This window comes from Pseudotabrizicola sp. 4114 (assembly GCF_031457365.1).
Lineage (GTDB): Bacteria > Pseudomonadota > Alphaproteobacteria > Rhodobacterales > Rhodobacteraceae > Pseudotabrizicola.
Map to the genome: position 1 here is coordinate 636,200 of NZ_JAVDWP010000001.1, position 25,637 is coordinate 661,836.

The 25,637-nt window shown below is 65.6% G+C and carries 26 protein-coding genes and 1 tRNA gene; 17 read left to right on the forward strand and 10 right to left on the reverse strand.

The genetic code is table 11. The features are described from left to right. The first annotated feature begins 71 nt into the window (after nucleotides 1-71). Genes J2X53_RS03170 through ugpC form a run of 7 tightly spaced genes read left to right on the forward strand, consistent with a single transcriptional unit; the run spans nucleotide 72 to nucleotide 8,924 of the window. The gene (locus tag J2X53_RS03170; RefSeq protein WP_349036004.1) at nucleotides 72-1,172 is read left to right on the forward strand and encodes a glycoside hydrolase family 88 protein; all 1,101 of its coding nucleotides are present in this window, start codon (nucleotides 72-74) and stop codon (nucleotides 1,170-1,172) included. Continuing rightward, nucleotides 1,169-2,002 (forward strand): 5-dehydro-4-deoxy-D-glucuronate isomerase, encoded by an 834-nt coding sequence (gene kduI / locus J2X53_RS03175; protein WP_349036005.1) that lies wholly within the window; start codon nucleotides 1,169-1,171, stop codon nucleotides 2,000-2,002. Before J2X53_RS03170 ends, kduI begins: the two co-directional genes overlap by 4 nt. A 9-nt stretch (nucleotides 2,003-2,011) precedes the next feature. Next, a complete protein-coding gene (locus J2X53_RS03180; protein ID WP_349036006.1) occupies nucleotides 2,012-4,486 on the forward strand; it encodes a hypothetical protein in 2,475 nt (824 codons plus the stop codon). 47 nt (nucleotides 4,487-4,533) lie between these two features. After that, nucleotides 4,534-5,796, forward strand: a complete 1,263-nt coding sequence (locus J2X53_RS03185) for an ABC transporter substrate-binding protein (RefSeq protein WP_349036007.1) — start codon at nucleotides 4,534-4,536, stop codon at nucleotides 5,794-5,796. Nucleotides 5,797-5,799: 3 nt separating this feature from the next. Beyond that, the gene (locus tag J2X53_RS03190; RefSeq protein ID WP_349036008.1) at nucleotides 5,800-6,813 is read left to right on the forward strand and encodes a sugar ABC transporter permease; all 1,014 of its coding nucleotides are present in this window, start codon (nucleotides 5,800-5,802) and stop codon (nucleotides 6,811-6,813) included. After that, complete coding sequence (locus tag J2X53_RS03195; protein WP_349036009.1) at nucleotides 6,810-7,859, forward strand: carbohydrate ABC transporter permease; 1,050 nt, start codon at nucleotides 6,810-6,812, stop codon at nucleotides 7,857-7,859. Before J2X53_RS03190 ends, J2X53_RS03195 begins: the two co-directional genes overlap by 4 nt. A 9-nt stretch (nucleotides 7,860-7,868) precedes the next feature. Next, on the forward strand, nucleotides 7,869-8,924 hold the full coding sequence (ugpC, locus tag J2X53_RS03200; protein WP_349036010.1) for a sn-glycerol-3-phosphate ABC transporter ATP-binding protein UgpC: 1,056 nt from the start codon (nucleotides 7,869-7,871) through the stop codon (nucleotides 8,922-8,924). Here the strand turns inward: ugpC and J2X53_RS03205 are convergent. Further along, entirely contained in the window at nucleotides 8,921-9,814 is an 894-nt protein-coding gene (locus J2X53_RS03205) for a CocE/NonD family hydrolase (RefSeq protein WP_349036011.1), read from the reverse strand. The two genes, ugpC and J2X53_RS03205, sit on opposite strands and share 4 nt — an antisense overlap. Nucleotides 9,815-9,983: 169 nt before the next feature. Here J2X53_RS03205 and J2X53_RS03210 point away from each other — a divergent pair, with 169 nt between their 5' ends. Then, complete coding sequence (locus J2X53_RS03210) at nucleotides 9,984-10,391, forward strand: hypothetical protein (RefSeq protein ID WP_349036012.1); 408 nt, start codon at nucleotides 9,984-9,986, stop codon at nucleotides 10,389-10,391. A 146-nt stretch (nucleotides 10,392-10,537) separates the two neighbouring features. Beyond that, on the forward strand, nucleotides 10,538-11,008 hold the full coding sequence (locus tag J2X53_RS03215; RefSeq protein WP_349036013.1) for a DNA starvation/stationary phase protection protein: 471 nt from the start codon (nucleotides 10,538-10,540) through the stop codon (nucleotides 11,006-11,008). Between the two features lie 16 nt (nucleotides 11,009-11,024). Here J2X53_RS03215 and J2X53_RS03220 read toward each other — a convergent pair whose 3' ends face one another. From J2X53_RS03220 to J2X53_RS03255, 8 genes are all read right to left on the reverse strand, one after another. Continuing rightward, nucleotides 11,025-11,264, reverse strand: coding sequence for a DUF1289 domain-containing protein (locus J2X53_RS03220; protein WP_349036300.1), 240 nt, complete (start codon nucleotides 11,262-11,264; stop codon nucleotides 11,025-11,027). A 37-nt stretch (nucleotides 11,265-11,301) separates the two neighbouring features. Continuing rightward, nucleotides 11,302-11,439, reverse strand: a complete 138-nt coding sequence (locus J2X53_RS03225) for a hemin uptake protein HemP (RefSeq protein ID WP_349036014.1) — start codon at nucleotides 11,437-11,439, stop codon at nucleotides 11,302-11,304. A gap of 146 nt (nucleotides 11,440-11,585) precedes the next feature. Next, on the reverse strand, nucleotides 11,586-12,527 hold the full coding sequence (locus J2X53_RS03230) for a TonB family protein (protein ID WP_349036015.1): 942 nt from the start codon (nucleotides 12,525-12,527) through the stop codon (nucleotides 11,586-11,588). After that, entirely contained in the window at nucleotides 12,524-12,910 is a 387-nt protein-coding gene (locus J2X53_RS03235; RefSeq protein WP_349036016.1) for a biopolymer transporter ExbD, read from the reverse strand. The genes J2X53_RS03230 and J2X53_RS03235 overlap by 4 nt, the downstream gene beginning before the upstream one ends. A gap of 1 nt (nucleotide 12,911) precedes the next feature. Then, complete coding sequence (locus J2X53_RS03240; RefSeq protein ID WP_349036017.1) at nucleotides 12,912-13,286, reverse strand: biopolymer transporter ExbD; 375 nt, start codon at nucleotides 13,284-13,286, stop codon at nucleotides 12,912-12,914. Then, on the reverse strand, nucleotides 13,273-13,944 hold the full coding sequence (locus J2X53_RS03245) for a MotA/TolQ/ExbB proton channel family protein (protein WP_349036018.1): 672 nt from the start codon (nucleotides 13,942-13,944) through the stop codon (nucleotides 13,273-13,275). The genes J2X53_RS03240 and J2X53_RS03245 overlap by 14 nt, the downstream gene beginning before the upstream one ends. Next, nucleotides 13,941-14,348, reverse strand: coding sequence for a hypothetical protein (locus tag J2X53_RS03250; protein WP_349036019.1), 408 nt, complete (start codon nucleotides 14,346-14,348; stop codon nucleotides 13,941-13,943). Before J2X53_RS03250 ends, J2X53_RS03245 begins: the two co-directional genes overlap by 4 nt. Then, nucleotides 14,342-16,456, reverse strand: a complete 2,115-nt coding sequence (locus J2X53_RS03255) for a TonB-dependent receptor (RefSeq protein WP_349036020.1) — start codon at nucleotides 16,454-16,456, stop codon at nucleotides 14,342-14,344. Before J2X53_RS03255 ends, J2X53_RS03250 begins: the two co-directional genes overlap by 7 nt. Before the next feature lie 206 nt (nucleotides 16,457-16,662). Here J2X53_RS03255 and J2X53_RS03260 point away from each other — a divergent pair, with 206 nt between their 5' ends. The 6 genes from J2X53_RS03260 to J2X53_RS03285 all read left to right on the forward strand — a co-directional run bounded on the left by J2X53_RS03260 (nucleotide 16,663) and on the right by J2X53_RS03285 (nucleotide 22,157). Next, the gene (locus J2X53_RS03260; protein ID WP_349036021.1) at nucleotides 16,663-17,703 is read left to right on the forward strand and encodes a ChuX/HutX family heme-like substrate-binding protein; all 1,041 of its coding nucleotides are present in this window, start codon (nucleotides 16,663-16,665) and stop codon (nucleotides 17,701-17,703) included. After that, nucleotides 17,700-18,593 (forward strand): hemin ABC transporter substrate-binding protein, encoded by an 894-nt coding sequence (locus J2X53_RS03265; protein WP_349036022.1) that lies wholly within the window; start codon nucleotides 17,700-17,702, stop codon nucleotides 18,591-18,593. The genes J2X53_RS03260 and J2X53_RS03265 overlap by 4 nt, the downstream gene beginning before the upstream one ends. Further along, a complete protein-coding gene (locus J2X53_RS03270; protein WP_349036023.1) occupies nucleotides 18,593-19,657 on the forward strand; it encodes an iron ABC transporter permease in 1,065 nt (354 codons plus the stop codon). Before J2X53_RS03265 ends, J2X53_RS03270 begins: the two co-directional genes overlap by 1 nt. Next, a complete protein-coding gene (locus J2X53_RS03275) occupies nucleotides 19,658-20,440 on the forward strand; it encodes a heme ABC transporter ATP-binding protein (RefSeq protein ID WP_349036024.1) in 783 nt (260 codons plus the stop codon). Between the two features lie 159 nt (nucleotides 20,441-20,599). Then, the gene (locus tag J2X53_RS03280; protein WP_349036025.1) at nucleotides 20,600-21,358 is read left to right on the forward strand and encodes an SDR family NAD(P)-dependent oxidoreductase; all 759 of its coding nucleotides are present in this window, start codon (nucleotides 20,600-20,602) and stop codon (nucleotides 21,356-21,358) included. A gap of 37 nt (nucleotides 21,359-21,395) precedes the next feature. Then, on the forward strand, nucleotides 21,396-22,157 hold the full coding sequence (locus J2X53_RS03285) for a CbiX/SirB N-terminal domain-containing protein (RefSeq protein ID WP_349036026.1): 762 nt from the start codon (nucleotides 21,396-21,398) through the stop codon (nucleotides 22,155-22,157). Here the strand turns inward: J2X53_RS03285 and J2X53_RS03290 are convergent. Further along, nucleotides 22,143-24,725: an ATP-binding protein gene (locus J2X53_RS03290; RefSeq protein WP_349036027.1), complete on the reverse strand. Its 2,583-nt coding sequence runs from the start codon at nucleotides 24,723-24,725 to the stop codon at nucleotides 22,143-22,145. The genes J2X53_RS03285 and J2X53_RS03290 overlap by 15 nt on opposite strands. A gap of 125 nt (nucleotides 24,726-24,850) precedes the next feature. Between J2X53_RS03290 and J2X53_RS03295 the strand changes: the two genes are divergently transcribed. Both J2X53_RS03295 and J2X53_RS03300 read left to right on the forward strand, forming a co-directional pair. Further along, nucleotides 24,851-25,456 carry a response regulator transcription factor gene (locus tag J2X53_RS03295; protein ID WP_349036028.1) on the forward strand — a complete coding sequence of 202 codons (606 nt, stop codon included), beginning with the start codon at nucleotides 24,851-24,853 and terminating at the stop codon, nucleotides 25,454-25,456. Nucleotides 25,457-25,563: 107 nt separating this feature from the next. Further along, nucleotides 25,564-25,637 (forward strand) — tRNA-Gly (locus J2X53_RS03300).

A 25,637-nucleotide genomic window follows, 5' to 3' on the forward strand; every position in this document is an offset into this window, starting at 1 on the left:
AAAAAATTGCACTGTCATGATTTGAATACGGGCTGAAAAACGACCCCAAAGACATCAACCGGGGAGGGAAGATGCGACCACAGGCTGATCAGATCAGGCAAAAGCTGCGTCAACTGGTGCAGGGTCTGACCGACCTGCGCCATGATGGCCAGTTTGACGAGCCGAACCTTGACGGGACCGCTGGCGATTACATCAGTTTTGACAGCTGGGAATGGCCGCAGGGGGTTGGTCTCTATGGTCTGGCGCAGCTGTGGCGGCGGCATCGTGACCCGGCTTTGCAGGATTTGCTGGAGCGCTGGTATGCGCGGCATGTGGCGGCGGGACTGCCCGGTCTGAACATCAACACCACTGCGCCGATGCTGGCGTTGTCGCTGCTCTGGTCTGAAACCCATGATCCACGCTGGCAGCCGGTGCTGGACGATTGGGCCAACCGTTTAATGCGCGACGCGCCGCGCACGGCTGAGGGCGGGTTGCAGCATGATGTGTCCGACAAGGTGAACCCCGGCGAGATGTGGGACGATACCCTGTTCATGGCGGGGCTGTTTCTGGCGCGCTATGGCCATGCCTCGGGTCGGCTGGAGCTGGTGGATGAGGCGGTGCGGCAGTTTCTGGTGCATGCGCGCTATCTGTCTGACCCGGAAACCGGGCTGTGGTTTCATGGCTGGACCTTTGACGGGCGGCACAACTTTGCCCGCGCCCGCTGGGCGCGCGGCAATGCCTGGATCACGGCCTGCGTTCTGGACCTGTTCGAGATCCCCGATCTGCCCGGCTCGGTGCGGATGTACCTGACCGAAGTGCTGAAAGCGCAGGTTGAGGCGCTGTTGCCGTTGCAGACGGAAAGCGGCGCGTGGCGCACCCTGCTGGATGATCCGCAGAGTTACGAAGAGATCAGCGCCACGGCGGGCTTTGCCTACGGTCTGCTGAAAGCCGCGCGGCAGGGCATCGGCGGGCCGGACTGGGCCGAGGCCGGATGGCGCGGGGTGCAGGCGGTGCTGGCGAATATCGACGCTCAGGGCACGGTGCAGAATGTGTCTTATGGTACCCGCATGGGGCCTGATCTGCAGTTCTACCGCGACATCCCGTTGCAGCCCACCGGCTATGGTCAGGCGCTGGCGATCCTGTGTCTGGTCGAGGCCGAGGGCCAGCTTGTGACAGACGGGGCATCCCTATGATGGACGTGCGCTATGGCGGCAACCCCGCCGATGTGATGACCGCAACGACCGACCGGCTGCGCGCCGATTACATGGTCGAGGGGGCGTTCACCCCCGGCGCGTTGCGGCTGACCTATACCCATGTCGACCGGATGATCCTTGGCGGCGCGGTGCCGGTCGATGCGCCGCTGGTGTTCGGCGACGGAGCGGAGCTGGGGACCGCGTTCTTTTTCTCGGCCCGTGAGGGCGGTCTTGCCAATCTGGGCGGGCCGGGCGTGGTATCGGTCGATGGCACCGAATTCGCCACTGATAACCGCGATATCCTGTATATCGGGCGCGGCGCGCAGCGGGTGGAGATGCGCAGCGACGATGCCGCCCATCCGGCGTGGTTCTACCTCAATTCCGTGCCAGCGGGGGCAGATCACCCGACGCGGCTGATCCGGCGCGATCAGGCCAAGCACATCCAACTGGGCGATCCGGCCAAGGCGAATGTGCGCAGTCTGGCGATGTATATCCACCCCGAAGTGTCGCCGTCCTGCCTTTTGCTGATGGGCATCACCGATCCGGCGCCGGGCAGCATGTGGAACACCATGCCGCCGCATCTGCATGAGCGCCGGATGGAGGCCTATTGCTACTTTGACATGGGCGCTGACGACCGGGTGATGCACTTCATGGGCCGCCCGGATCAGACCCGGCATCTGGTCATTGCCAATGGCGATATGGTGCTGTCGCCCGCCTGGTCCATCCATATGGGGGCGGGCACCGGGCCCTATGCCTTTGTCTGGGGCATGACCGGCGAAAATCAGGCCTATACCGACTTTACCCCCGTTCCCATCGCGTCCTTAAGGTAAGCATCTGACATGCAAGGCTTTCTGTCCCATCCCCTGACTTCCGGCGCGGCCCTTGGCTATTGGCGTCTTGGCCAGACGGTCGAGACGCGGTTCGATCTGCCCGATCAGCCGATGGCGGGAGAGATGGACCCGTTCTTTTTCCTGACCAAGGACAAGAATTTCATCCCGCACGAATACCCCTGCCGCACGCAGTTTGCGGCGGACCGTCGCGAGCAGCGGCCGCAGATTGCGGGGGCGTTTCAGGCGGCGCGCAACTGGCTGCCCTTTGGTTCCCCCCGGCTGGATCTGTCGGGCTTCTGGTTCCGGCCCACGCATATCGCGACTTGGGCGGAAACGGTGATACGGGCGCAGGCGGCAGGGCAGGCGCGCTTGCGGCTGCGCACCTGTGGCGGGGCGGTCCTGTTCGTGAACGGGGCCGAGGTGGGCTGGATGGCGCCTTACAAGCGCAACGCCGAAACATCGGCGGAGTTCGAGGTGGCGCTGACTGCGGGCGACAACCGGGTCGAGGTGTTCTTCGACGATCTGGCCGAGCGGGATGCCCGCTATTACATCCAAGCCGACTGGCTGGACGGGCCGGAGGCCGAGGCGGGCATCCCGACCGATTGCACCACCGACCTTGCCCGTGCATTGGAAACCGCGCTTGCCACCATGCACTTTGACCAGCCTGCCTATACGGGCGGCGAGGTGGCGCTGGTGCTGCCAGTGCCTCTGCCGGTGGATGTGGCGGCTGCGATCCGGGTTGAGGGCGATTTCATGTCGCACCACCCCGCTGCGCTGCACCGCCATCTGCCCGCAGGGGCGCAGCGGCTGGTGATCGACCGGGCCGAGAACCTGCCCGGCGATTTCCGGCATTTCATTCCCACCCTGACCGCAGACGGCTTTGCCGCCACCCGCACCTTTGGCGTGGAAGTCTGCGATCTGGCGGCACAAGGCACTGTGCCCGCAACACTGGACCAGCGCATCGACGAGGCGCTGACCTGGGTGGCGACACGGGCCGAACCCGATACGGTGGCGGCACTGGCACGATTGGCGCAGGGGCTGTCCGGCCCCGAGACCGAAGCAATGATCGACGCGACCCTCCCCGCGATCGAGGATTGCTGGGATTGCGCTGATTTCGCGCTGGTGCCGCTCTTGTGGGGGCGCATCCGGTTTGGGCATTTGTTGTCCGACCGGGTGCGCGACCGGATTGACGCGGCCATCCTTGGCTATCGCTACTGGATGGATGAGCCGGGCAATGATGTGCAGTGGTATTTCAGCGAAAACCACGCGCTGTTGTTCCACACCTCGGCTTACCTCGCGGGCGATCTGCTGCCGGGTGCCACCTTCCGCCGGTCAGGCCGCACGGGGGCCGCGCAATCGGCTGTCGGGCGTGACCGGGTGCGGGCGTGGCTCGATCATTTCGAGGCGTGGGAGATGGCAGAGTTCAACTCTGCCCCGTATTTCCCGATTGATCTGAAAGGTTTGACCGCGCTTTACGCCCTTGCCCCCGATGCCGATATCCGCGAGCGGGCCGGCCGCGCCGTGGTGCGGCTGGTCGAGGTGGTGGCCAATTCGGCGCATCATGGCGTGATCACAGCGGCGCAGGGGCGCAGTTATGAGCACACGCTGCGCGCCGGGCGCACGCTGGAGTTGTCGGCGATCACCCGCATGCTCTGGGGCATGGGCCAGTTCGGCGCGCGGTTCCACTGCCTGCCGGGGCTGGCACTGGCGCTGCGCGATCATGGGCTGCAGCTGGATGCTGCGCTGGCCGACCGCGCCAGTCTGGCGGCGGGCGAGCAAGAATGGGTGTTTGCGCAAGGCGAAGGCCGGTTTGCAGCACTTTACCACGCGAAAACGGCTGGCTGGGCGATGGGGTCGACGGCGGCGTATCGCTGGTTTGACTGGGGCTATCAGGAAACGCTGATCCACGGTCGGCTGGGGACCAACCCCGACGCACAGATCTGGATCAACCATCCGGGCGAGGTGATCCATTCCGGCTATGGCCGCCCGTCCTATTGGGGCGGTTCGGCTTCGGTGCCGCGCGTGCAGCAATATCGCGGGCTGGCGCTGGTCTGGTTCGACGGCCAGCCCGAACAACCCGATTTCACCCATTGCTGGTTTCCGGCGGTCGCCTTTGACGAGAACCGGCTGAACGGGGACCTGGCGGCGGCCTGTGCGGGCGAGGGGGCGATGCTGATCCGCGCCTCGGACACGTTGGAGATGGTGGCTGACGGGCCGACGGCTGGGTGTGAATTGCGGCTGGCCGGACGGCAGGGCTGGTGGATCGTGCGGATGGGGGCAAAGGGGCAGGGGCTCGACGCTTACGTCGCGCAATTCTCGCAACTTAGCCCTGACACAGACGCAAATCCGCGTGCTACAGTCACGGTGGAGGACCCCGAATACGGCACAGTGCAGTTCCACGCCGATGGCCGGATCGAGGCAGAGGGACGTGTTGTAAATCCAAAAGACTGGACGGTCGCGGGGCACAGAACCCTGCACCGCTGAAGATACCCCCGGCGGGAGGCCGGGTCATAACAGAGGAGGAGACTGACATGAAAAACACGATGATCGCACTGGCACTTGGGGCCAGCCTGATGGGCACCACAGCATTGGCGGGCGATGTCCGCCTGATGTGGTACTCGGATGGTGTTGAGGGCGAGGTGATGAAAGACCTCGTCGCGCGCTTCAACGCCGAAAACCCCGGCATCAACGTCATTCTGGACGAGGTGGCCTACAAGGTGGTGCAGGAGCAGCTGCAGATCCAGCTCGAGGCCGGGTCGGGGCCGGATATCGCCCGCGTGACCAATCTCAAGACCCTTGCGCCGCATTGGCTCGACCTGACCCCGCATCTGGCAGATCCTGAATACTGGCGCACCAACTTTGGCGCCCATGCCGACTGGATGCGCGAAGATGGCAGCGAGGCCATCACCGGCTTCATGACCCAGCTGACCCTGACCGGCGGCTTTGCCAATGCCACGCTGTTTGAACAGGCGGGCGTGGCTTTGCCGGGCGCGGGGGCAACCTGGGATGACTGGGTGAACGCCGCCGATCAGGTCGCCAAATCCCAAGGCACAGCGGCGGCCTTTGCCATCGACCGCTCGGGCCACCGGATCTCTGGCCCGGCTGTGTCTTATGGCGCGAATTACATTGCGGCAGACGGGTCCCCCGCGCCGGTCGATGACGGGACCAAGGCCTTCGCCGAAAAGCTGGTGGGCTGGGTCGAGGGCGGGCAGATGCTGCGTGACACCTGGGTTGCGGCTTCGGGGTCCACCTATCGCGCAGCAGCGGATGATTTCATCAACGCGGCGATCCCGTTCTACTACTCCGGCAGCTGGCAGATCGCCAACCTGTCGACCAAGATCGGCGACGGGTTTGACTGGGTGGCAACCGGGTCGCCCTGCGGCACGGCGGGCTGTTCCGGTCTGGCCGGGGGCGCGGCTCTGGTCGCGGTGAAATACACCCAGAACGCCGAGGAAGTGGCGAAAGTCATGGAATATTTCGCGCGTGAGGACATCGTCAAAGAGTTCTCGGAACGCACCCTGTTCCTGCCTGCCCATGCCGGTGTGGTGGCGGCGGGTGGCATGAACTGGCAGACCGAGGACAAGAATGTGGGCGCAGCCCTGGACGCCTATATTGCGGCGGCGGGGGATATCCTGCCCGGTGCCGATGCGCTGCCCGCGTGGAAATGGGCAACGCCTTACTATGGGGCGCTGGTCAACCGGATCAGCCAGGTGATGGCGGGTGAGCTGACGCTGGAAGATGCCTATGCGCGCATCGACCAGGACATCACCGAAGCGGTCGCGGCGGCGCAGTAAGCCATGACCGGGGTAAAGGAAGTGTTGGGGGCCGTTGTGGCGGCCCCCCTGGGCTGGCTCGCCCGTCTGCTGGATACGCCCTTGCGGCTCTGGCAGCGGCTGGCGGGGCAGAATGGCATGGTGGCGTTTTTCCTGCTGCCGAACATGGCGATTTTCACCGTGTTCGTCCTGCTGCCGCTGGTGATCAACATCGCCTATTCGATGACCACTGGCGCGGCCCTCTTCCTGCCTGAACGCACCTATGTTGGTGCGGCGCAGTTTGAACGACTGCTGCGCTGCACCGATTACACCGACCTAATGACCTGTCAGGAAGATCAGTTCTGGATCGCGCTGCGCAACACCGGCAGCTTTGTTGTGCTGCAGGTCACGCTGCTGATCGTGGCCGCGACCATCACCGCGCTGATCCTGAACCGGGCGCTGCGCGCGCTCAGCTTCTGGCGGGCGGTGTTCTTTTTCCCGGTGCTGTTGTCGCCGGTGGTTGTGGGCCTGATCTGGCGCTGGATCCTGGACCGCAATGGCGTGCTGAATGCAGCGCTGGTCGGCATGGGGATGGACCCTGTGAACTGGCTTTTGGATCGAAACTATGCCTTTTCTGCCGCAATCGGCGTGACGATCTGGGCGCATCTGGGGTTTTTTGCCCTGATCCTGCTGGCCGGATTGCAAGCCATCCCGCGGGATTTGTATGAAGCCGCCGAGATGGACGGCACCAAGCCCGCCCGTGTGTTCTGGCGCATCACCTTGCCGCTGTTGATGCCCAATATGCTGGTGGTCATCGTGTTGGCGCTGATCCGGGCGGTGCAGGTGTTTGATGAGGCTTATGTGCTTACCGGGGGTGGTCCGGGCACGGCCACGCTGTTCCTGACCCAGTATATTTATGAGGTCGGCTTTGCCTCACTCCTGAAAAATCCGGGGCTTGCGGCGGCGGCGTCGATCCTGATGGGCGGGGTGCTGATCGTGCTGACCCTGCTGCAACTGGCGCTTGGCCGAAAGAACGAGCGGAAAGGAAAGCTGAAATGAGCCGCGTCATGGGCTTTCTCACCCGCCGCAAGGGCGGCACCGGCTGGGACTGGACCGATGTGTTCACCTTTGTCTGGCTGGGCTCTGCCGTGTTCATCATGTTCGGCCCTGCGCTTTGGCTGGTGATGTCGTCGTTCAAATCGCCCGCGCAACTGTCAGAGTTTCCGCCGACCCTGCTGCCCTATGAGGCACAGACCGTGGCGGTCGAAGGCTATGACCGCCCGCTGCCGCTGTTCTCAGTCACCGATGAGGCGGGCACCCGCCAGCTTGCCGAGGTGCGCCGCGTGGGCACCGTGGCGCAGATGGTCGACCCGGCAAACCCCACGGAAGTGCAGCGCATCAACATCGCCAACCGCACCCCGATGCGCGAGGTGGGGTTTTCCTGGGACAATTACCTTGACCCGTTCCTGCGCTTTGATTTTCTGACCTACACCAAGAACTCGATCTTTGTGACCGGGGTGGCGACGCTGATCACGCTGCTGACCAACTCCATGGCCGCTTTCGCGCTGTCGAAATATGAATTCCGGGGCCGGGGGTTTGTGGTGGTTCTGATCATCGCCACGCTGATGATCCCGCTGTCGGTCATTCTGGTGCCGCTGTATTCGATCGTGTCGGGGGTGGGGCTGATCAACTCGCTCTGGGGGGTGATCCTGCCTACGGTCGCGACGCCCACGGGGGTGTTCCTGCTGCGCCAGTATATGCTGACCATCCCCGATGAGCTGCTGGAGGCCGCTAGGATGGATCATGCCAGCGAATGGCAGATCTATTGGCGGATCGTGCTGCCCCTGACCGCGCCTGCGCTGGCGGTGCTGGCGATCTTCTCGGTGGTCTGGCGCTGGAATGACTTCCTGTGGCCGCTGATCGTGCTCTCGCGGCAAGAGGTCTATACGCTGCAAGTCGGCCTGAACGCCTATGCCGGAGAGCTGAATGTGCAATGGCACTATCTGCTGGCGATGACGGTGATCACCATGATCCCGGTCGTTCTGGTCTTTATCTTCCTGCAACGGTTCATCACGGCGGGCATCGCCGGAACCGGGTTGAAATAGAGGTTTCCCATGGGTCGCATACAGTTGCACGACATCCGCAAAAGCTTTGGCGCCGTCGATGTGCTCAAGGGCATTGACCTGACGGTGGAGGAGGGCGAGTTGGTGGTGTTCGTCGGCCCCTCGGGCTGCGGCAAGTCCACGCTCTTGCGCATGATCGCCGGGCTGGATCAGCCAACGGCGGGGCGGGTCGAGATTGACGGCACCGATGTCACCGCCCGGTCGGCGGCAGACCGGGGGCTGGCGATGGTGTTCCAGTCCTACGCATTGTATCCGCATATGACGGTGCGGGCGAATATGGCCTTTGGCCTGCAGAACACCCGCATGCCGAAAGCGGAAATCGACACGCGCATTGCCGAAGCCGCCCGGATGCTGGAGATCGAACCGCTGCTGGAGCGCAGGCCGGGGCAACTGTCCGGCGGGCAACGGCAGCGGGTGGCGATTGGCCGCGCCATCGTGCGGCGGCCGACGGCGTTTCTGCTGGATGAGCCGTTGTCGAATCTGGACGCCGAATTGCGGGTCAGCATGCGGGCCGAGCTGTCGGCTTTGCACGACCGGCTGGGGGCGACGATGATCCACGTGACGCACGATCAGGTCGAGGCGATGACGATGGCCGACCGGATTGTGGTTCTGCGCGCCGGAAAGGTGGAGCAGGTCGATACCCCGCTGAACCTGTTCAACCGCCCGGCCAATCTGTTTGTGGCCGGGTTCATCGGCGCGCCGGGGATGAACCTGTGGACCGGGCAGGCCAAGGGCGGGTCGGTGCAGCTGGACAATGGTGCCACGCTGCCGCTGCCGGTGGGGCTGGCCGTGCCGGATGGCGCGGTGACGCTGGGCATCCGCCCGCAGCACCTGCGCCCAGAGGTAGGCGGCCCATTGCGCGCCGAGGTGCGGCTGATCGAGGCTTTGGGGCCGGAAAGTGTGGTGCATGCCGATATGGGCGCGGGCAATGGCTTGCTGGCCGTGTTGCCCGGCCAGCCTGATCTGGCGCGCGGCGCGGTGATCGAACTGGGCTATGACCCGCAATCGGTGCATGTCTTTGGCGCGGACGGGCAGCGGCTGGGTTAAGCCAGCTCGGCTGTCATGAACGCTAGCATGGCGAGGTGCATCGCCTGCGTCTCGACATGGCCCGAGGCGGGTTCGCGGTGGATCACCAGCCGCCCGCCGTGCTGCGCATAAGCGGCCTGCACCTCCCGCAGCGCCGCAGCGGTGGCGGCGGGCGGGGTCAGCGGGTCCATATCGCCCAGACCGATGAACTGCGCCCTTGGCGCGATCATCCCGGCAATCTGCCCGTTCGAGGCCAGCGGCAACAGCCCCGGCACGGTCAGGTAAATCCCGTGCAGATCATGCTGGCCAAGTGCGATCAGCTGGCGGAAGTCGGCAAAGCAGCACGCCTGCGCGACCGCCCGCAGGCGCGGGTCCAGTGCGCCCAGCCAATAGGCCAGCGTGGCCCCCATCGACAGCCCGAACACGCCGGTCCGGCCCGCGTCCACATCGGGCCGCGCGCACAGCCAGTCCAGCGCCGCGATGTTCTCGGCCAGCATTTGCCCGGCGGGCGAGCGGCCTTCCCACAGCAGGGCCTTGGACAGGGCACTTTCGCTTTGCCCGGCACGGCTGCCGAAACACGGCATGTCGAGGCAGAGCGAGGCAATTCCGCGTGCCGCCAGCGCCCGGCCTGTTGGCGCGAACAGGGCGGGGCGGCCGTGGATCACCTCAGCCGCGCCGATGTCATAGCGGTTGCCATGGGCATGCAGGATCAGGACTGCTGGCAGGGGGCCGGTGCAATCGCGCGGGCGGCACCAGAAAGCCCGTATCTCTTCGCCGTTGCTGTTCAGCACAAGCTGTTGGGCAAGGCAGGTTGCATCATCGACAACCGTAGCCCCCGAGCTGCCTGTCAGTGGCGGGACCGGCAGGGTGATGCCGAATGCCGTCAGAAGATCGCTGCGCGTCGGTGCCATGGTGCCCCCCCGTGGTTCGGTCCGGTCAGAGTGGCGGTTGGGTGGGTACGGGTCCAGAGGCAAGAGCAAGGCTGTGCAAGAGCAAGGCTGTGGCAGCGTCCGGCGTGCAGATGCATCTGGACCTTTGCTTCATACCCGACTATAACACTCAGGTTAATGGAGCAGTCTCATGCAGGCAATCGCGCATCCGCGCCCGTTTCTTCGCCCCTCCGCTGATATTCCGGCCGCTGTTGCGGCCTTGCGTCGGCTTGCGCCGCGCTGTCAGGCCGGGGCGCGGCTGGATCTGTTCCATGCCTGTGCCATGCTCTCGACTGATTCCGGCGTTGCAGCCCGCAGCTATGCCGAGGCGCTGTTGCGCGGGCTGGCGGTGGTTCTGGGGCGGGTGCCGGTGCTGCACCAGCCGGGGGCGGGCGAGTTGTCGTTTGACGAGGCGTGGATTGCCAGCCTGCTGAATGCCGCCCGGCGCGGGGATGAGGACAGCATGCGCTTTATGCTGGCCTCGCGCCTGCCGCGTCATGCCCGGCGTCAGATCGGCTGGCTGGCGGCGCAACTGGCGCTGCGACAAGACCAGATGTGACTGACTGATTTTGTCGGATTTAGAATTATTCTAAAAGGGGGTTGCCCATGCCCGCTGTTGCCCCTATCTTGTGATTGCGGGTAGCCAGCCGACGTGCAAGCCAGTCCCGCCCCAGAATTCCGCAGTTATTTTTCAGGAGGTCAGGCATGGCGCAAGCTTCAGCCCAAATCAGCCCATCCGCACGGACAGCCGTGTGCGAGGCGCTTAATCAAGGCGTCGCCGAAACTGTCGTCGCCACGATGCTGGCACAAAACTTTCACTGGAACGTGACGGGCATGGGCTTTGGCCCGCTGCACGCGCTGTTCCAGACCATGTATGAAGATCACTTCGTCGCGCAGGATGATCTGGCCGAGCGTATCAAAGCGCTGGACGGTCATGCCGAAGGCCAGCTTTCGGCCATGCTGAAGCGCTCGAAAATTGCCGAGCATGATGGCCACGCCAAGGCCGAAGCCATGGTCGCCACGCTTTTGTCGGCGCAGGAAACCCTTGCCGCAACGATGGCGGGTCTGTCCGCTGTGGCCGAAGAGCATGGCGATCTGCTGACGCAGGATCTGGCCATTGGCCGGGCCCGCACGCATGAAAAATTCGCCTGGATGCTGCGCGCCCATCTGCGCTGATCCCCATCTGCGCTGATCAGAGCGGGCTTTTCACATCCCGCTTGGCGCACCGCTGTTCATAGGCGGGCGCCCAGTGGCGGTACTTGCCCATATCGTTTTGCTGATGCACCAGCAGGTCAATAAAGGCCTGCTGGTGTTTTGGTTTTTTCAGCGTTTTGAACAAGTCTTTCTGCGCCTTTGTCATCGAGCAGCCGATGCAATGGCCTTCGCGCTTGAACTTGCACACGCTGATGCAGGGGGAGGGGAGTTTGGTCATAACATCCTTGCAGGGCAAGATTGCCCTTTGGCTGGGGTCATTTGGTCAGGATCAGCTTTCCCGCGCGGGTGATGCGCAGCACATAGACCTGCCCGTCGAGTGCAATATGGGCCACCGGCCCGCCGTTTGTCAGACCCAGCGCATCATGAACCGGCGCGCTTGCGATCGCCGGCATTGGGGCCGGATTGGTGTTGGACGGGGTGTCTTGCATCACGGAAAAGCCTGCGCAGATGTGGGTGCCGGGACGGAACTTAAGCTCAACGATAGGTGACTGTTTTGATCGGATAAGTCAATTCCGAGTTTTTTACTTGGTAAGCAGGTTCAGCGCCGCCCGACGAATTCAAAGCGGAAATCGGTTTCCGCCCCGGCTGGCGGCGGCGGAAACGGCGCGGCGCGGCGGATGTGGTCCAGCGCGACCCGCTCCAGCGACGGATCGCCGGTAGAGCGCGCCACCCGTGCCGATGCCAAGGCCCCGGATGGCGCGACGCGAAACGCGACCACCACGGTTCCCCGCGCTGCATGTGCCGGCTTTCGGGTCCGCTCGATCTTGCGCAGCACAAGTCCGGGATAGCTGGATCGCGCCGCATTGCCCGCCTGCTGGTTGCCTTGGGCGCGGGCGGCACCTGCCGCTGCCGCAGCGGCGGCAGCGTTTTCCTGCCCGGTCTGCGCGCCCTTGCGGGCGTTGCGGTCGGCATTGCCTGCCGGGATGGCGGTACGCTTTTCAGCGGTACGCTTTTCGGGTGTTCGCTTTTCAGGCTTTTCGGCGCGCGGGCGGGGGCGGGGCGAGGTTTCGGGCGCGGCAGCGTCTGCCTCGACCGTTGTGGCCAGTTCGGTCGGCGAAACCGGTTGCGTGGCAGATGTCGGCGGGGCGGGGGCCAGGGATGCCACGACAGGCGGCGCAGGTTCGGGGGCTGCCGGGGGGGCATGATCCGCAAGCGGTGCAGCGGTCAGATCGGCGGTATCAGAGACGGGCAAGGACAATGCGGGGCGCGGGGTGTCGGCGGTCGCGGGGGCCACAGGGCTTGCCGTGGTCGTCACCGGTCGGGCTAACAGCGGCGGCGCAGGTGCTGCCTCGGTGGCCTCGACCGGCTGCGCGCCTTGGGCGAGATCCTCAAACGCCTCGCCCAGCAGGGCGATTGATGCGGTGCCGCCCCCCTCAATCGCAAGCGCATCCGGCTGCGGGGCAATCGCAATCGCGCCCGCAGCATGCAGCGCGCCTGACAAGGCCAGTGCGGCGACAAAGGGGAGGCGCGCGTGTTTCATGGTGCTGACCTTTCGGTGACAAGACGCACTTCGGCGGCACCGGCAGCACGCAGGGCATTGGCGATGCGCAGCAGATCCTGCGCGGGCAGGTCGCGGGCGGGCACCAGCCGCAGCACCTCTGCCCCCTCGGTCAGCCGGGCGGCGGCAAAGGCTTCGGGCGAGATTGGCTCACCCCGCCAGAGTGTCGTGCCATCGGCGCGCACCGCCAGCGCATCATCCGGCGCGCGGGTGGCCACAGATGCGGCCTCGATCAGTTGAACGTCGTGGTCCACAGGGGCTGCGACCTGACCGGCCACAAGAAAGAACACCAGCATCAGGAACACCACATTGATCAGGGTGATCGTCGGCTCAGTTTTGCGGCGGGGCGGGGGGGCAAGGCGCATCTTATCCTCCGATCACGCGCAGGGTGATGCCGGGCAGGTCGCGGACCGCATTCAGCACATCGACCAGCCGCTGCGCGGTCACCCCTTCGCCCGGTGCTACCACGACCAGCAGCGGCGCGCGGGCGGTCAGGGCGGCGGGCAGGGCGGGCAGATCGAGTGCGTGGGTATCCAGTGTCAAAGCCTCGGGTTGCAGGCGCAAAAACGCGGGCGCGTCGGTGCTGGCTGCAAGTCCGCCAGAGGCGGTGACCAGCGGCAGATCGCCAAAGCGGGTAAAGGTCGAGGACAGCATGAAAAACAGCAGCAGCAGAAAGATCACGTCGATGAGCGAGGTCATCGACAGCGCCCGCCGCCGCCGGGGTTGATCAAGCCGGCGCATGAACGCGGCCGGGTTGCACGACAGCTTCGGCGCGGGAGATCATGCCGGGGCAGAGCGCCGCTTCGATCACGGTTCCGGCCATGCGCCGCTCTGCCGCCATCCGCGATTCCAGCCAGGACAGCACAGCGCTGACCGGCATCGCCACCGCCAGACCGGCAGCGGTGGTCATCAGGGCCACCCAGATGCCGCCCGCCAGAACCGATGGGTCAACCGCTTGCCCGGCCCCCTGCATCGCCTGAAAGGCGTCGATCATGCCCAGAACGGTGCCGAACAGCCCCAGCAGGGGTGCTGTCTGCGCGATGGTGTCAAGCAGGCGAAACCCGGATTCGAGCCGCGCCAGCCGGTCTTCGGCCAGCGTGTAAAGCCGGTCCCGGGCGGCGACAGTGTCGGCCCGCATCGCCTCGGACAGCAGCGGGGCCAGATGGCTGGGGGCGGCTTCGCACAGGGCGCGGGCGCGGGTGGTCTGGCCCGCATCCTGCGCGGCGATCACGGCTTCCAGCCCCGTATGCCGGCCGACCCCGGCGGCGCGGAATTGCCAGAGCTTCCACAGCACCACCGCGCCTGCCAGCACCGACAGCGCCAGGATCAGCGCCACCACCGGCCCGCCCAACTCGATCAGCCCACGCAGGGCATCGCGTGCCTCCACCAGATGAATCATCCCGCCACCTCTACCCCGTCTACCGTGCTGGCTGGTTTCAGGGCAGCGGCGCAGGCCATCGGATCGGCCCCGTCGCAGGTCGAGACCCCGTTCAGCAGCACCTGTCCCAGATCATCGCAGGCCAGCCCGGCCACATCGAATTGCCGCACCCGTTGCCGCCCCTCGGGCAGCGCGGCAAAGTCGAACAGCGTAAACTGCGCGACCTTTCCCGCCTTGGTGAACAGCACAGCCTCGATCACCAGCCGTTCGATTGAAGCCCCAAAACCGTTGGAGGCCACAAAGGTCAGCCGACAGGCTTCGGGCTGCGATTCCAGCGTGTTAAGGTCGATCTGCAAGTCCTGCGCCCGTGCGGCGCCCGCGGCGATGGCCAATGCCATCGCCGCAAACGTCAGTCGTTTTACCATGTCAGCGCCTTTGCCACGCTCAGCTTGACGGTCCGGCCACGCCCGTTGTCCGAAGACAGGTTGTTGCGGAAGTCGCGGTCAAAGACGTTTTCGACGGCGAGTTGCACGTCAAACCCGTCCAGCGCGCCCGATTGCGGCTTCCACGCCACGAACAGGTCATGCGTGCCGTATCCGGCATAGCGCGTCTGGGTGATAGCGCCGGTGGCGGTGCTGCGGCTGGCGGTGGTGATGCCATCGGCGAAATTGCCGCGCCAGCCATATTCCACCCCCCGGTCGGGAATGCGCCCGCCCAGTGTCAGCGCCAGAGACTCGGCCGGGGTGGTGGCGATGGTGTAGCCAAAGTCGCGGTCCTTGCCCATGACATAGGAATAAGCCAGCCGCCCGAAGAACCGGTCGGTCTCATACCCGGCCTCGATCTCTGCGCCTTCGAACTGCGCGCGGGCGACGTTCTGGTGGAACACGCGCGACTGGGCCGGGGTGGTGGTGATCAGGTTGTCGATGTCGTTGCGGAACACCGTGGCCTTGAGTTGCAGGCTGTCGTCCGCCGAGAGCAGACCCTGCCGCGACCAGGCAAAGCCCAGTTCAAAGTTGGTGGCCTTTTCCTTTTCCAGCGACAGGGCCGGGGCCTTGGTCGTGGACCACGAATAGAGCTCATCCAGCGTCGGCAGCCGTTCGGTGCGGGCGACCGAGCCAAAGACCGAAAAATCGTCGGTGATCTTGTAGAGCGCGGCAAAGGTCAGGGCGCGGGCCTCATCCTTGACCTGTTGACCGCTGCGCACACCAGCACCGGGGGTGCGGGTGGCAAAGTCGATACGCGCGCCGGGGATCAGCGTCAGACGCTCGCCGATGACCAGTTCCGATTGCGCATAGACCCCGATCTTGCGGTCGGTGCCTTCGGGGTGAAAGCCGAGCGGCCCCGCACTGTCGGCGATGCGCTTCTGGTTGGTGGCCTGCAGGCCGACGGTCAGGAAATTCTCCCAACCCGCGCCCTGCATGCTGGCGGTGTTTTCAACCTTCAGCATCGCAGTGCGGTAAGCGTAATCCACATCGCAGAACACATTGGCGTTGGACGGTGACGGCAGACAGACTTGCGGCACGCCTGCCAGATTGCGGGCGTTGCGCTGGGTCACGCTGGTATCGGACCAGGCCAGCTGCACCTTTGGGTTCAGCCAGGCCAGATCGGTGGTCGCCTGCCATTCGGCGCTGAGCGTGGTGTCAGACACATCGCGCTGCACGATGCCAAAGCTTTCCGCGATCACATTGCCGCCGCCGGTCTGGGCCAGCGAGGCGTTGTCATTGTCACTTTCAAACCGCTGGAGCGACAGGCGCAGGGTCTGGGTCTCGCCCAGACGGAACGTGCCCTTGATCAGTGCCGCCGGGGAGGAGGATTCGGTGCCGCTCAGCACCGTTCCGGACCCATCCTTGTAATCGTCAGAGGTGCGGTAGCCGAGCGCCGCCAGAAACTCTGCCCCCTCAGCCGGGCGCATGGCCAGAATGGCAGACCCCATCTTGCCGTTGCCATTGCTGTCATAGCCGAATTTCAGCCGGACCGCGCCGGTCTTGCCCTCGGGGATGAAGTCTGCGGCATCCTTGGTCTCGAAGTTCACCGTGCCGCCCGTGGCACCCGAGCCATACAGCACTGCCGACCCCGGCCCGCGCAACACCTCGACCCGGCGATAGAGCTCGGGGTCGGTGAAGAATGACCCAAGCCGGTACTGCTCATAGAACTTGGGCACACCGTCGACGTTGACGATGATGCGCGCCTCGCTGGCGGTTTGTTCGGTGGTGCCGATGCCGCGGATGTTGAACGCGGTGCCCAGCGGGCGGTCAGAGCCTGCGGTCTGCACGCCGGGCACATTGCGGAACATCTGGCCGATGGTGGCGGGCTGCTCGCGGTCGATGTCGTCCTGCTCGACGGCGGTGACGGCCTGCGGCGTGTCGATCGCCACCTTTTGCTGACCGGCCCCCAGAATCAGGCGACCCAGAAATGTGCCCCCGCCCGCCGTATCCTGTGCGGCAGCCGGAGCGGCGATGGCGATGATGGCGGCGGTTGTCATCAGACGGGCGAGGCCCGCAATGCGCGGTTGCCCCGGATGGTTCGGTTGCATGGTGTCCCCTTGGTCGCGACGGTTTGTGGTCGGCTGGCGGAACGCTGGCACCCTGCGGGATCGGCTCTTGACCCCGTTGGACTCGGCTTCTAGATTGCCCAAGTAATTTCGTCAAGTATTGCGCCGCGCCATCCAGCCGAGGGCCAGACCCCCGCCAGACATGCGACTGCTTCCCGTGTCAAAGCCCATGTCCAAGGATGACCCCTATGCTGCTTTCCCCAGATGTGATCGCCCGGATCACCCATGCCCGCACCGAACACCCCAAGCTGCGCGAGCGCGATCTTGCCGCCGCCATCGGCCTGTCAGAAGCGCAGCTGGTGGCCGCCGAAGCGGGTGCTGCCGCCACGCGCATCGTCGCCGATCCGGCCCGTCTGATGCCGCATGTCTGCCGCTTGGGCGACGTGATGGCGCTGACCCGCAATGAAAGTGCGGTGCATGAGCGGCGCGGGGTCTACACCAATTTCCATTCGGGCGCGCATGCGTCGATGGTGCTGGGCGACGAGATTGATCTGCGGATCTTTCCGCGCCACTGGGTGCATGGCTTTGCCATCACGCGGGAAACCGAGCAGGGGATAAAGCGCAGCATTCAGGTGTTTGATGCCGCAGGCGACGCGGTTCACAAGGTGCATCTGGGCGCAGACTCCGACATCGCCGCCTTTGACGCTGCGGTGGCCGATCTGGCGCTGCCGGTGGATGCGCCGTTCGAGATCACCGCGCGCGCAGCACCAGAGCCTGCGCGCATTGACGCAGACCGGATTGACGCCTTGCGCAGCGAATGGGCGCAGCTGACCGACACGCATCAGTTTCTGGCCATGGTGCGGCGGCTGAAGATGAACCGTCTGGGCGCAAACCGGGCTGTTGGCACGCAATTCGCCCGTCAGCTGCCGGTGGAGGCGGTGACCTGGGCGCTGGAACGCTCGGCGGCGGACGCGTTGAAGATCATGATCTTTGTCGGCAACGAGGGCTGCATCCAGATCCACTCCGGTCTGGTCCACCGGATCGCACCGATGGGGCCGTGGCAAAACGTGCTCGACCCCCGGTTCAACCTGCATCTGCGCGCCGATCATATCGCCGAGGTCTGGCTGGTCTCCAAACCGACCAAACGCGGCCCCGCCGTGTCGGTTGAGGCTTTTGACGCCGAGGGACGGCTGATCCTGCAGATGTTCGGCAAGCGCGCCGAGGCCGACACCGATACCCGGGGCTGGGACCGGATGACCGAAGGTCTGGCCGCAGAGGTGCTGGCATGAAACGGGCGCAGACCCTGTCGGTCAGCGGGCTTTATGCGGGAATGACCACGCTGATTCTGCTGATGGCGCTGGCCACGGCGGCCCGCGCCGAAGACGGACCGCGCCGGGTGGTGGCGGCGGGCGGATCGGCGGCGGAGATCGTGTTTGCGCTGGGGCAGGGCGACCGCCTCATCGCGCGCGATTCGACATCGAGCTTTCCCGCAGCGGTGCTCGATCTGCCCGACGTGGGCTATGTCCGCCGCCTGTCGCCGGAAAACCTGATCGCGCTCGACCCCGATCTGATTCTGGCTGAACACGATGCCGGTCCGCCGGAGACCATCGAGATTCTGACCCATGCCGGTGTGCCGCTGGTGACGCTGCCCGATGCGCTGACCCCGGCGGATGTGCTGGCCAAGATTGCGGTGACGGCAGAGGCGCTTGGGGTGCCCGAAGCCGGAGAAAAGCTGGCGGCGCAGACGCAGGCGGAGCTGGATCTTGCGGCAGAGGCGGCGGCGTCGATGCCCGCGCAGCCCCGGGTTCTGTTCGTGCTGTCCTTGCAAGGCGGGCGGATTCTGGCTGCGGGATCAAACACATCGGCGGGGGCGATGATTGCGCTGAGTGGCGGGATCAACGCGGTTGACGGGTTTGAGGGCTACAAGCCGTTGACCGACGAGGCCGCGATTGCGGCTGCGCCGGATGTGATTCTGGCGATGGACCGGGGCGGCGATCTGGCGCTGGCGTCCGAAGAACTTCTGGCGCATCCGGCGCTGGCCCTGACCCCTGCGGCGCAAGGGGGCCATGTGCTGCGGATGGACGGGCTGTATCTGCTGGGCTTTGGCCCACGCACCGGGGCGGCCGCGCTGGAGCTGAATGCCGCTCTGCGCGCCACGCTGGCGACGGAGCGTGGCTGATGGTGGCGCTCGATGCCCCACGGCTGGCGGGTGACCGCGACGCGCAGGCGCGCCTGACCATGCTGGCGCTGTCGGGTGCGCTGGTTCTGACGGCGCTCTTGAGCTTGTCGCACGGGGCGTCGGGCGTGTCGTTGGGATCGCTGGTGCAGGCGCTGACCTCGGGCGAGGCGATGCCCGCCCGCGACCGGCTGATCCTGTGGGAAATCCGGCTGCCCCGGATGCTGACCGGCGTTCTGGTCGGGGCCTCGCTCGCGGTGGCGGGCGCGGTGATGCAGGGCCTGTTCCGCAACCCCCTCGCTGACCCCGGCCTTGTCGGTGTGGGGGCGGGGGCCGGGCTGGGCGCGGTGCTGGCGATTGTGCTGGGCGGGCTGGCCCCGCTGTGGCTGACGCAGGCTGTCGGCTATCATCTGGTGTCGGTGGCGGCTTTCCTTGGCGGCTGGGCCTCGACCCTGATCCTGTACCGGGTGGCCACGCGGTCGGGGCGCACGTCCGTGGCCACCATGCTGCTGGCGGGCATTGCGCTGGGCGCTCTGGCGGGCGCGGTGACGGGGGTGCTGGTCTATATCGCCGATGACCGGCAACTGCGCGATCTGACCTTCTGGGGGCTTGGCTCTTTGGGCGGGGCCAGCTGGCCCAAGCTGATGGCGGCGGGGCCGGTGATGCTGCTGGCGCTGGTGGCGGCGCCGTTTCTGGCGCGCGGGCTGAATGGGCTGGCCCTGGGTGAGGCGGCGGCGCATCACATCGGCCTGCCGGTGCAGCGGGTCAAGGCGGTGGCGATCCTGACGGTGGCGGCGGCCACCGGGGCCGGGGTGGCGATTGCGGGCGGCATCGGGTTCATTGGCATCGTCGTGCCGCACCTGTTGCGGCTGGCGACGGGGCCGGATCATCGGTTTTTACTGATCAATGCCGGGCTGGCCGGGGCCACGCTTTTGCTGCTGGCCGATCTGATCGCGCGCAGCATCATCGCACCGGCGGAACTGCCCATCGGCATCGTCACCGCCACCCTTGGCGCACCGGTGTTCCTGTGGATTCTGCTGCGGCGTCGCGGGTTGGTGGATCTGTAGATGCTGATTGCACAGGATATCCGGGTTTCTTTGGGCAAAACGGCGGTGTTGCACGGCATCAGCGCCGAAGCCCGTCCGGGTGAGGTCACGGTCATCGTTGGCCCCAACGGCTCGGGCAAAACCACGCTGTTGCGCGCGCTGACCGGCGATGTCGCCTATGGCGGGCAGGTCAGTCTGAACGGGCAGGATTGCGCCCGCCTGCGCCCGTGGGAGCTGGCGGCGATGCGCGGTGTGCTGCCGCAAGCCTCGGCGCTGGCGTTTCCGTTTACGGTGGCCGAGGTGGTGCGGCTGGGCCTGACTGCCGCCGCCCATGGCGCGCGCACCGATCTGGTGCCGCGTGCGTTGGCGGCGGTGGATATGGCGGGGTACGCGCCCCGGCTGTATCAGGAGCTGTCGGGCGGCCAACAGGCGCGGGTGCAGCTGGCGCGGGTGCTGGTGCAGGTCTGGGAGCCGGTGGTCGCGGGCGTGCCGCGCTGGCTGTTTCTGGATGAACCCGTGGCCAGCCTCGATATTGCCCATCAGCTGGCTGTGGTGCGACAGATGCGCGACTTTGCCGCGCGCGGCGGTGGCGTGGTCACGGTGCTGCACGATCTGAACCTGACCGCGATGGCGGCTGACCGGGTCTGGCTGATGGATCAGGGGCAGTTGACCGGGCAGGGGCCGGTGACCGAAGTGCTGACCGACACCGCGCTTGAACGCGCCTATGGCTGCCCGTTGCGCGTGGGCCGCCTGCCGCCCGCAGGCGGCTGGTTTTCCCTGCCGCAGGCCGCAGGGGCCGCGTAGCAACAAAAGGGACTGGCGGCGGAACGCTCTGCCACTTGCCCTTGGCAAAAATCCTGACGCAGACGTATTTCTGCGACCTTGGCTTGCGACCCGGATTGCACCCTTGCCCGAAGCGGCGTCGCGCGGCACTAAGGGTGGGGTGCAGCGGGGAGGATTGTCATGTTTGCCATGGTTACAGCCGGGCCATCGGCCATCGGGCGGGCTTTGGTCACGGCTTTGGCCGGGGCGGGATATGATGTGGGGTTTAGCCATCTGGGTGCTGCAGAGGCGGCGGCAGATCTGGTGGCGCGGGTCACGGCGCAGGGCCGTCGGGCACGGGCCTGGGAGGCGGATGCCGGGGATGAGGCGGCGGTGCAGCGTTTTCATGCCGAAGCGGCGGACTGGGCGGGTGACGCGCCCGATGTGCTGGTGAACAATGCGGGCATCCAGACCTGGGCGGGGCTCTTGGATCTGGAGGCCGGGCAATGGGATGCGGTGATGCATACCAATCTGCGCGGCACATTCCTGAACACGCAGGCGGCGGGCCGTGCCATGGTGGCGGCGGGCAAGGGCGGCAGCATTGTCAACCTTGGCTCGGGCTGCAACAAGCTCGCTTTTCCGAAACTGGTGGATTACACCGCCAGCAAGGGCGGGATCGAGCAGTTCACCAAATCGGCGGCGGTGGAGCTGGGGCCGCATGGTATCCGGGTCAACTGCATCGCCCCCGGCGCAATCGCAACCGAGCGCACGGCGGCAGAGGCGGGGGATTATGCCGCTACATGGTCAAAGGTGACGCCGCTGCGCCGGGTGGGCACGCCCGAAGACATCGCCGGGCCGCTGGTGTTCCTGTGTTCAGAGGCGGCAAGCTTCATCACCGGCCAGACGATCTGGGTCGATGGCGGGGTGTTTTCGCAGGCGGTCTGGCCCTATGTTCAGTAGCGCTTGCCGCGCGCGTCCGCGCTGCTAGATCAGGGCGATGACACAGACCGCATTGATCGTGGCCCATGGCCAGCCCTCTGACCCCGGACCGGCCGAGGCGGCGCTTGCCAGCCTTGCGGCGGCGGTGGCGCAGCATCTGCCGGGATGGCGGGTGCAGTCCGCAACGCTGGCAGCCGGAGGTGCGCTGACTGCGGCGGCGCAGCAGGCGGGGATGTCGGGTGGTCTGGTCTATCCGATGTTCATGGCCGATGGCTGGTTCACCCGCCAGCACTTGCCCGAGCGGCTGGTCAAAGCCTGTCGCGATGCGCTGTTTGCGGGCGGTTCCTGCGATCAAGCGGCATGTGGCGGCGCTGCGGGCTGTGCGCGCTGGCACATTCTGCCCCCCTTTGGGCTGGATGGTGCGGTGCAGGATCTGGCGCTGACGGTCCTGCACGAGGCCGGGGTGCCACCGGGGGGCGAGGTCTTGCTGGCGGCGCATGGGTCAGGCCGCAGCCCGGCCCCATCGGCGGTGGCCAATGCGGTGGCAACGCGGTTGCGGCACGGCCTGCTGCTGGCCCGGTGCGAGGCGGCGTTCATCGACCAGACGCCCCGGCTGGCCGAGGTCAGTGGCTTTGGCCCCGAGGCCGCCTGCCTGCCGTTTTTTGCGGCAGAGGGCGAGCATGTGACCGAAGACCTGCCTGAGGCGCTGGCCGAGGCCGGGTTTGCCGGGCGTGTTCTGCCGCCACTGGGGCGGGATGCACGGGTGCCGGGCCTGATTGCGGCGGCGCTTGCCGCCGCAGCCTCTTCACGCGATCAGTAGCGCACTGTATTGTGACAAAGCCTCTCTGGTGTCGTCCCACAAGGCTGGCAGCCGGGCGATAAGGCGGGTCGCCTCGGTCAGCTGATCGCGGCGGATCGCCAGTTCCAGCGCCGACAGCGCCTCGCACAATGCAACCGCGCCAAAGGTGCTGCTGCTGCCCGCCAGCCGGTGCGCAGCGCGGGCCATGTCGTCGTCCGGGACAGGGTGTGCCGTGATCTGGGCCAGAGTGGCGTCACCTTCGGCCAGCATCCGGGTCATCAGGCTGAGCATGACCGGATGCCCCACCGTCTCGGCAAGTTCGTGCAGGGAGTCGGTCTTCAGCAGCGTCGGCTGCGCCGGGTGGCCAGAGCCGGTGGGCAGAGCCGGTCCGGGTTGCAGATGGGCCAGCAATGTCTCCCGGTTGACGGGTTTGGTCAGACAGGCATCCATCCCGGCCAGCCGGAACCGCTCTTGTTCTTCGGGCAGCGCATGGGCGGTCAGCGCGATGATCCGTGCGGCGCGCGAGGCACCGCCCGCGCGGATGCGACGGCTGGCCTCGATCCCGTCAAGGCGCGGCATCGAAATGTCGGTGATGATCACGTCAAACCGCGTCTTGGCTGCCGCAGCCACACCTTCCAGCCCGTCGGAGGCTTCGGTCACCCGGTGATTGCAGCTGATCAAGGTACGGCGCAGCAAAAAGCGATTGATCTCATTGTCTTCGATGATCAGCACATCCAGAACCGGCGTGTCCGTTTGCGGCGGGCTGGCGGTTTTGTCCGGCGCGGGTGCGGGCACGGGCAGGGGCAAGGCGGCCTCGGCTGGCGGCAGGGGCAGACGCAGCCAGAACAGGCTGCCTTCGCCCGGCTCACTTTCCACCCCGATGCTGCCACCCATCGCCTGCACCAGCCGGCGGGCGATGCCCAGCCCCAGACCCGTGCCGCCGGTCTCGCGTCCGTAAGAGGAATCGACGGTGGCAAAATCTTCAAACACCCGGGTCAGTTCGGACTTTGGAATGCCGATGCCGGTATCAATCACCCGCACCTCGACCATTGGCGCGGTGGTGCTGCCGGTTTTGCGCGGCAGACGCTCGGTCTCGACAGTGATCGTGCCGTTGCGGGTGAACTTGACCGCATTGCCGATCAGGTTCAGCAAAATCTGCTGCACCCGCCCCGGATCGCCCCGGACAGGCCCCAGCGGGCCCGTCAGCATCACATGCCGGATCGAGGTGCCGTTGGTGCGGGCGATTCCTGCCTGAGTGGCGATGCAATCCCCGATCAGCCGCTCCAGATCAAACGCTGTGTCTGCCAGCCGGATCTGCCCCGCCTCGGCGCTGGACAAATCCAGCACCGATTCGACATGGCTCAGCAGGATATCGCCCGAAATCTCCATCACCCGCAGCAGCTCGCGTTGGGTGTCATCAAGATCGGTGTCGTGCATCTGCTCCATCGAGCCGATCAGACCGTTCAGCGGCGTGCGCATCTCGTGGCTCATGACGGCCAGAAACTTGGCCTTGGCCTTTTCGCCGGCGCGGGCCTGAGTCAGGGCCTGTTCCAGCGCCAGCTGATCGGCCTGCCGCCGCGAAATATCGCGCAGAAAGCCGACGATCAGCGCGCCACGGTTCAGATCACGGACCGCCATGGAAACCTCCAGCGGAAACGGCTGTCCACTGGCGCGGTGGCCTGTCAGCTCGAACCGCTGCGGCCCGGCCTGCACCGCGCGCGAGACAATGCCGCGCAAACGGGACTCATAAGCGTCCCGTTCGTCGTCAGAAAACAGCATCGGCACAATCTGCTGGCCCATCATCTGCTGGCGGGTAAAGCCAAACATGGCTTCGGCGGCGGGGTTGAACTCTACCACCCAGCCGCCACGGTTGGTCACCACGATGGCATCGGGTGAGGTGGCGATGATCAGCTGAAGCCGTTCGCCGACCGTCTGGTTTTCCTTGGCCTGCCGCTGGGTCACCCGGTACAGCCGCATGGCCATGACCGCCAGCATCACCAGCAGCAGGATCGTGGCGGCGATGGTCACCGCCAGTTGGGTCAGCGTATCCGACACGCGGGCGCGGGTCCGGTCGGTGCCCGCCGAAAACGCCTGCAACGAGCGCAGCGACAGGTCGCGGGCCAGCCGCTGCACCTCTTCGCTTTCAGATGCCATCTGCTGCAACGCCGTGGCCAGCACCGCATCAGACGAATCAACTGTGCTGACCCACCGGTCGATGAAGGCCTGCATCGCTTTGAGCGCGGACAGGTTTTCGGGTTGCAGGATAAAGGCCCCGTACAGCGGGCTTTGTTCCAGCATGCGCAACCGGCTGTACAACACGTTGAACCAGCGCCGCACATCTTCCAGACCGGTTTGACCGCTCTGCGCCTTGACCAGCGTGGTTTGCAGACGAAGGACCTCTACCTCGGTCTGCATCATGACCCATTGGCCGTTGTCACTGTCGGCCCGCTCCAGATCTGACATCCGGTCGCGGACATCCAGGACCAGTGTTCCGATCATGGCCAGCAATGCCAGCACAAGTGCGACAACGGCCAGCGTGCGAATCGATCCTGCCAGAGGTTTGCGGGGTCTGATCTGGAAAATCGTCATGCAAAGCCTTGCAACTGCTGGCCATATTCAGGCTAGATTACATTGGAGTTCCCTTCTATGCCAATTCGGCTTTCTTTCACACCGCAACAGTCCGGCATCGGACAAAGGATGGCCTGACCGTGCGGATGCTGCTCGCAGACGACCATGATCTGTTTCGCGAATCGGTGGCTGCGATGCTGACCGCTGACGGGGGAGTTGTGGTTGTGTCTGTGTCGCAGCTCGGGTCTGCGCTGGACAGTCTTGCAGACCAGACGTTTGATCTGATTTTGCTGGATTATCATATGCCTGGCATGAACGGGATGGAGGGGTTAAGGCGCGTCCGCCAGACCGCGCCACAGGTGCCGGTTGCAGTGATGTCGGGCACCACTCTGCGCGAATTGGCCGAAGAGGCGCTGGCAAACGGGGCGGTCGGCTTTGTGCCAAAGACACTGGGCATCAAGGCGATGATCGCGGCGGTCAAGCGTATGGCCGCTGGTGAGATCTTTGCGCCGATGTCGATGCTGGACGGCCCGCCGCCGCTGCAAGCCCCGCTGGAGGATCTGACGCGGCGCGAGCGCGAGGTGCTTGAAGGGATCTGCGACGGCAAATCCAACAAGGAAATCGCCCGTGATCTGGAGGTGCAGGAGGTGACCGTCAAGCTGCACGTCAAAACCCTCGCGCGCAAGCTGGGGGCCAGAAACCGCACCCATGCGGCAATGATCGCCCGCAATGCCGGTATGATCCGGCCCTGACCCTGCCTGTCGCTGCTGCCTTCAAAGGATGGGCGGTGGAAATCTGCGCCACCGCCCCCACAGGCCCGGTTGACCCTGCCCGAATGATCCTCTATTTCCAGCCAAGCGCGGGCGTTGTGTAATGGTAAGACCTTAGCCTTCCAAGCTAAAGACGCGGGTTCGATTCCCGCCGCCCGCTCCA

Excerpts from the sequence above, each read along its gene's own strand:
- J2X53_RS03195 (WP_349036009.1), top strand. The coding sequence starts at position 6,810 with ATGAGCCGCGTCATGGGCTTTCTCACCCGCCGCAAGGGCGGCACCGGC.
- J2X53_RS03260 (WP_349036021.1), top strand. The coding sequence starts at position 16,663 with ATGCTGCTTTCCCCAGATGTGATCGCCCGGATCACCCATGCCCGCACC.
- J2X53_RS03240 (WP_349036017.1), bottom strand. The coding sequence starts at position 13,286 with ATGCGCCGGCTTGATCAACCCCGGCGGCGGCGGGCGCTGTCGATGACC.
- J2X53_RS03235 (WP_349036016.1), bottom strand. The coding sequence starts at position 12,910 with ATGCGCCTTGCCCCCCCGCCCCGCCGCAAAACTGAGCCGACGATCACC.
- J2X53_RS03210 (WP_349036012.1), top strand. The coding sequence starts at position 9,984 with ATGCAGGCAATCGCGCATCCGCGCCCGTTTCTTCGCCCCTCCGCTGAT.
- J2X53_RS03185 (WP_349036007.1), top strand. The coding sequence starts at position 4,534 with ATGAAAAACACGATGATCGCACTGGCACTTGGGGCCAGCCTGATGGGC.
- J2X53_RS03295 (WP_349036028.1), top strand. The coding sequence starts at position 24,851 with ATGCTGCTCGCAGACGACCATGATCTGTTTCGCGAATCGGTGGCTGCG.
- J2X53_RS03285 (WP_349036026.1), top strand. The coding sequence starts at position 21,396 with ATGACACAGACCGCATTGATCGTGGCCCATGGCCAGCCCTCTGACCCC.
- ugpC (WP_349036010.1), top strand. The coding sequence starts at position 7,869 with ATGGGTCGCATACAGTTGCACGACATCCGCAAAAGCTTTGGCGCCGTC.
- J2X53_RS03225 (WP_349036014.1), bottom strand. The coding sequence starts at position 11,439 with ATGCCGGCGATCGCAAGCGCGCCGGTTCATGATGCGCTGGGTCTGACA.
- J2X53_RS03255 (WP_349036020.1), bottom strand. The coding sequence starts at position 16,456 with ATGCAACCGAACCATCCGGGGCAACCGCGCATTGCGGGCCTCGCCCGT.
- J2X53_RS03220 (WP_349036300.1), bottom strand. The coding sequence starts at position 11,264 with ATGACCAAACTCCCCTCCCCCTGCATCAGCGTGTGCAAGTTCAAGCGC.
- J2X53_RS03290 (WP_349036027.1), bottom strand. The coding sequence starts at position 24,725 with ATGACGATTTTCCAGATCAGACCCCGCAAACCTCTGGCAGGATCGATT.
- kduI (WP_349036005.1), top strand. The coding sequence starts at position 1,169 with ATGATGGACGTGCGCTATGGCGGCAACCCCGCCGATGTGATGACCGCA.
- J2X53_RS03205 (WP_349036011.1), bottom strand. The coding sequence starts at position 9,814 with ATGGCACCGACGCGCAGCGATCTTCTGACGGCATTCGGCATCACCCTG.
- J2X53_RS03230 (WP_349036015.1), bottom strand. The coding sequence starts at position 12,527 with ATGAAACACGCGCGCCTCCCCTTTGTCGCCGCACTGGCCTTGTCAGGC.
- J2X53_RS03250 (WP_349036019.1), bottom strand. The coding sequence starts at position 14,348 with ATGGTAAAACGACTGACGTTTGCGGCGATGGCATTGGCCATCGCCGCG.
- J2X53_RS03215 (WP_349036013.1), top strand. The coding sequence starts at position 10,538 with ATGGCGCAAGCTTCAGCCCAAATCAGCCCATCCGCACGGACAGCCGTG.
- J2X53_RS03180 (WP_349036006.1), top strand. The coding sequence starts at position 2,012 with ATGCAAGGCTTTCTGTCCCATCCCCTGACTTCCGGCGCGGCCCTTGGC.
- J2X53_RS03170 (WP_349036004.1), top strand. The coding sequence starts at position 72 with ATGCGACCACAGGCTGATCAGATCAGGCAAAAGCTGCGTCAACTGGTG.
- J2X53_RS03275 (WP_349036024.1), top strand. The coding sequence starts at position 19,658 with ATGCTGATTGCACAGGATATCCGGGTTTCTTTGGGCAAAACGGCGGTG.
- J2X53_RS03245 (WP_349036018.1), bottom strand. The coding sequence starts at position 13,944 with ATGATTCATCTGGTGGAGGCACGCGATGCCCTGCGTGGGCTGATCGAG.
- J2X53_RS03265 (WP_349036022.1), top strand. The coding sequence starts at position 17,700 with ATGAAACGGGCGCAGACCCTGTCGGTCAGCGGGCTTTATGCGGGAATG.
- J2X53_RS03270 (WP_349036023.1), top strand. The coding sequence starts at position 18,593 with ATGGTGGCGCTCGATGCCCCACGGCTGGCGGGTGACCGCGACGCGCAG.
- J2X53_RS03280 (WP_349036025.1), top strand. The coding sequence starts at position 20,600 with ATGTTTGCCATGGTTACAGCCGGGCCATCGGCCATCGGGCGGGCTTTG.
- J2X53_RS03190 (WP_349036008.1), top strand. The coding sequence starts at position 5,800 with ATGACCGGGGTAAAGGAAGTGTTGGGGGCCGTTGTGGCGGCCCCCCTG.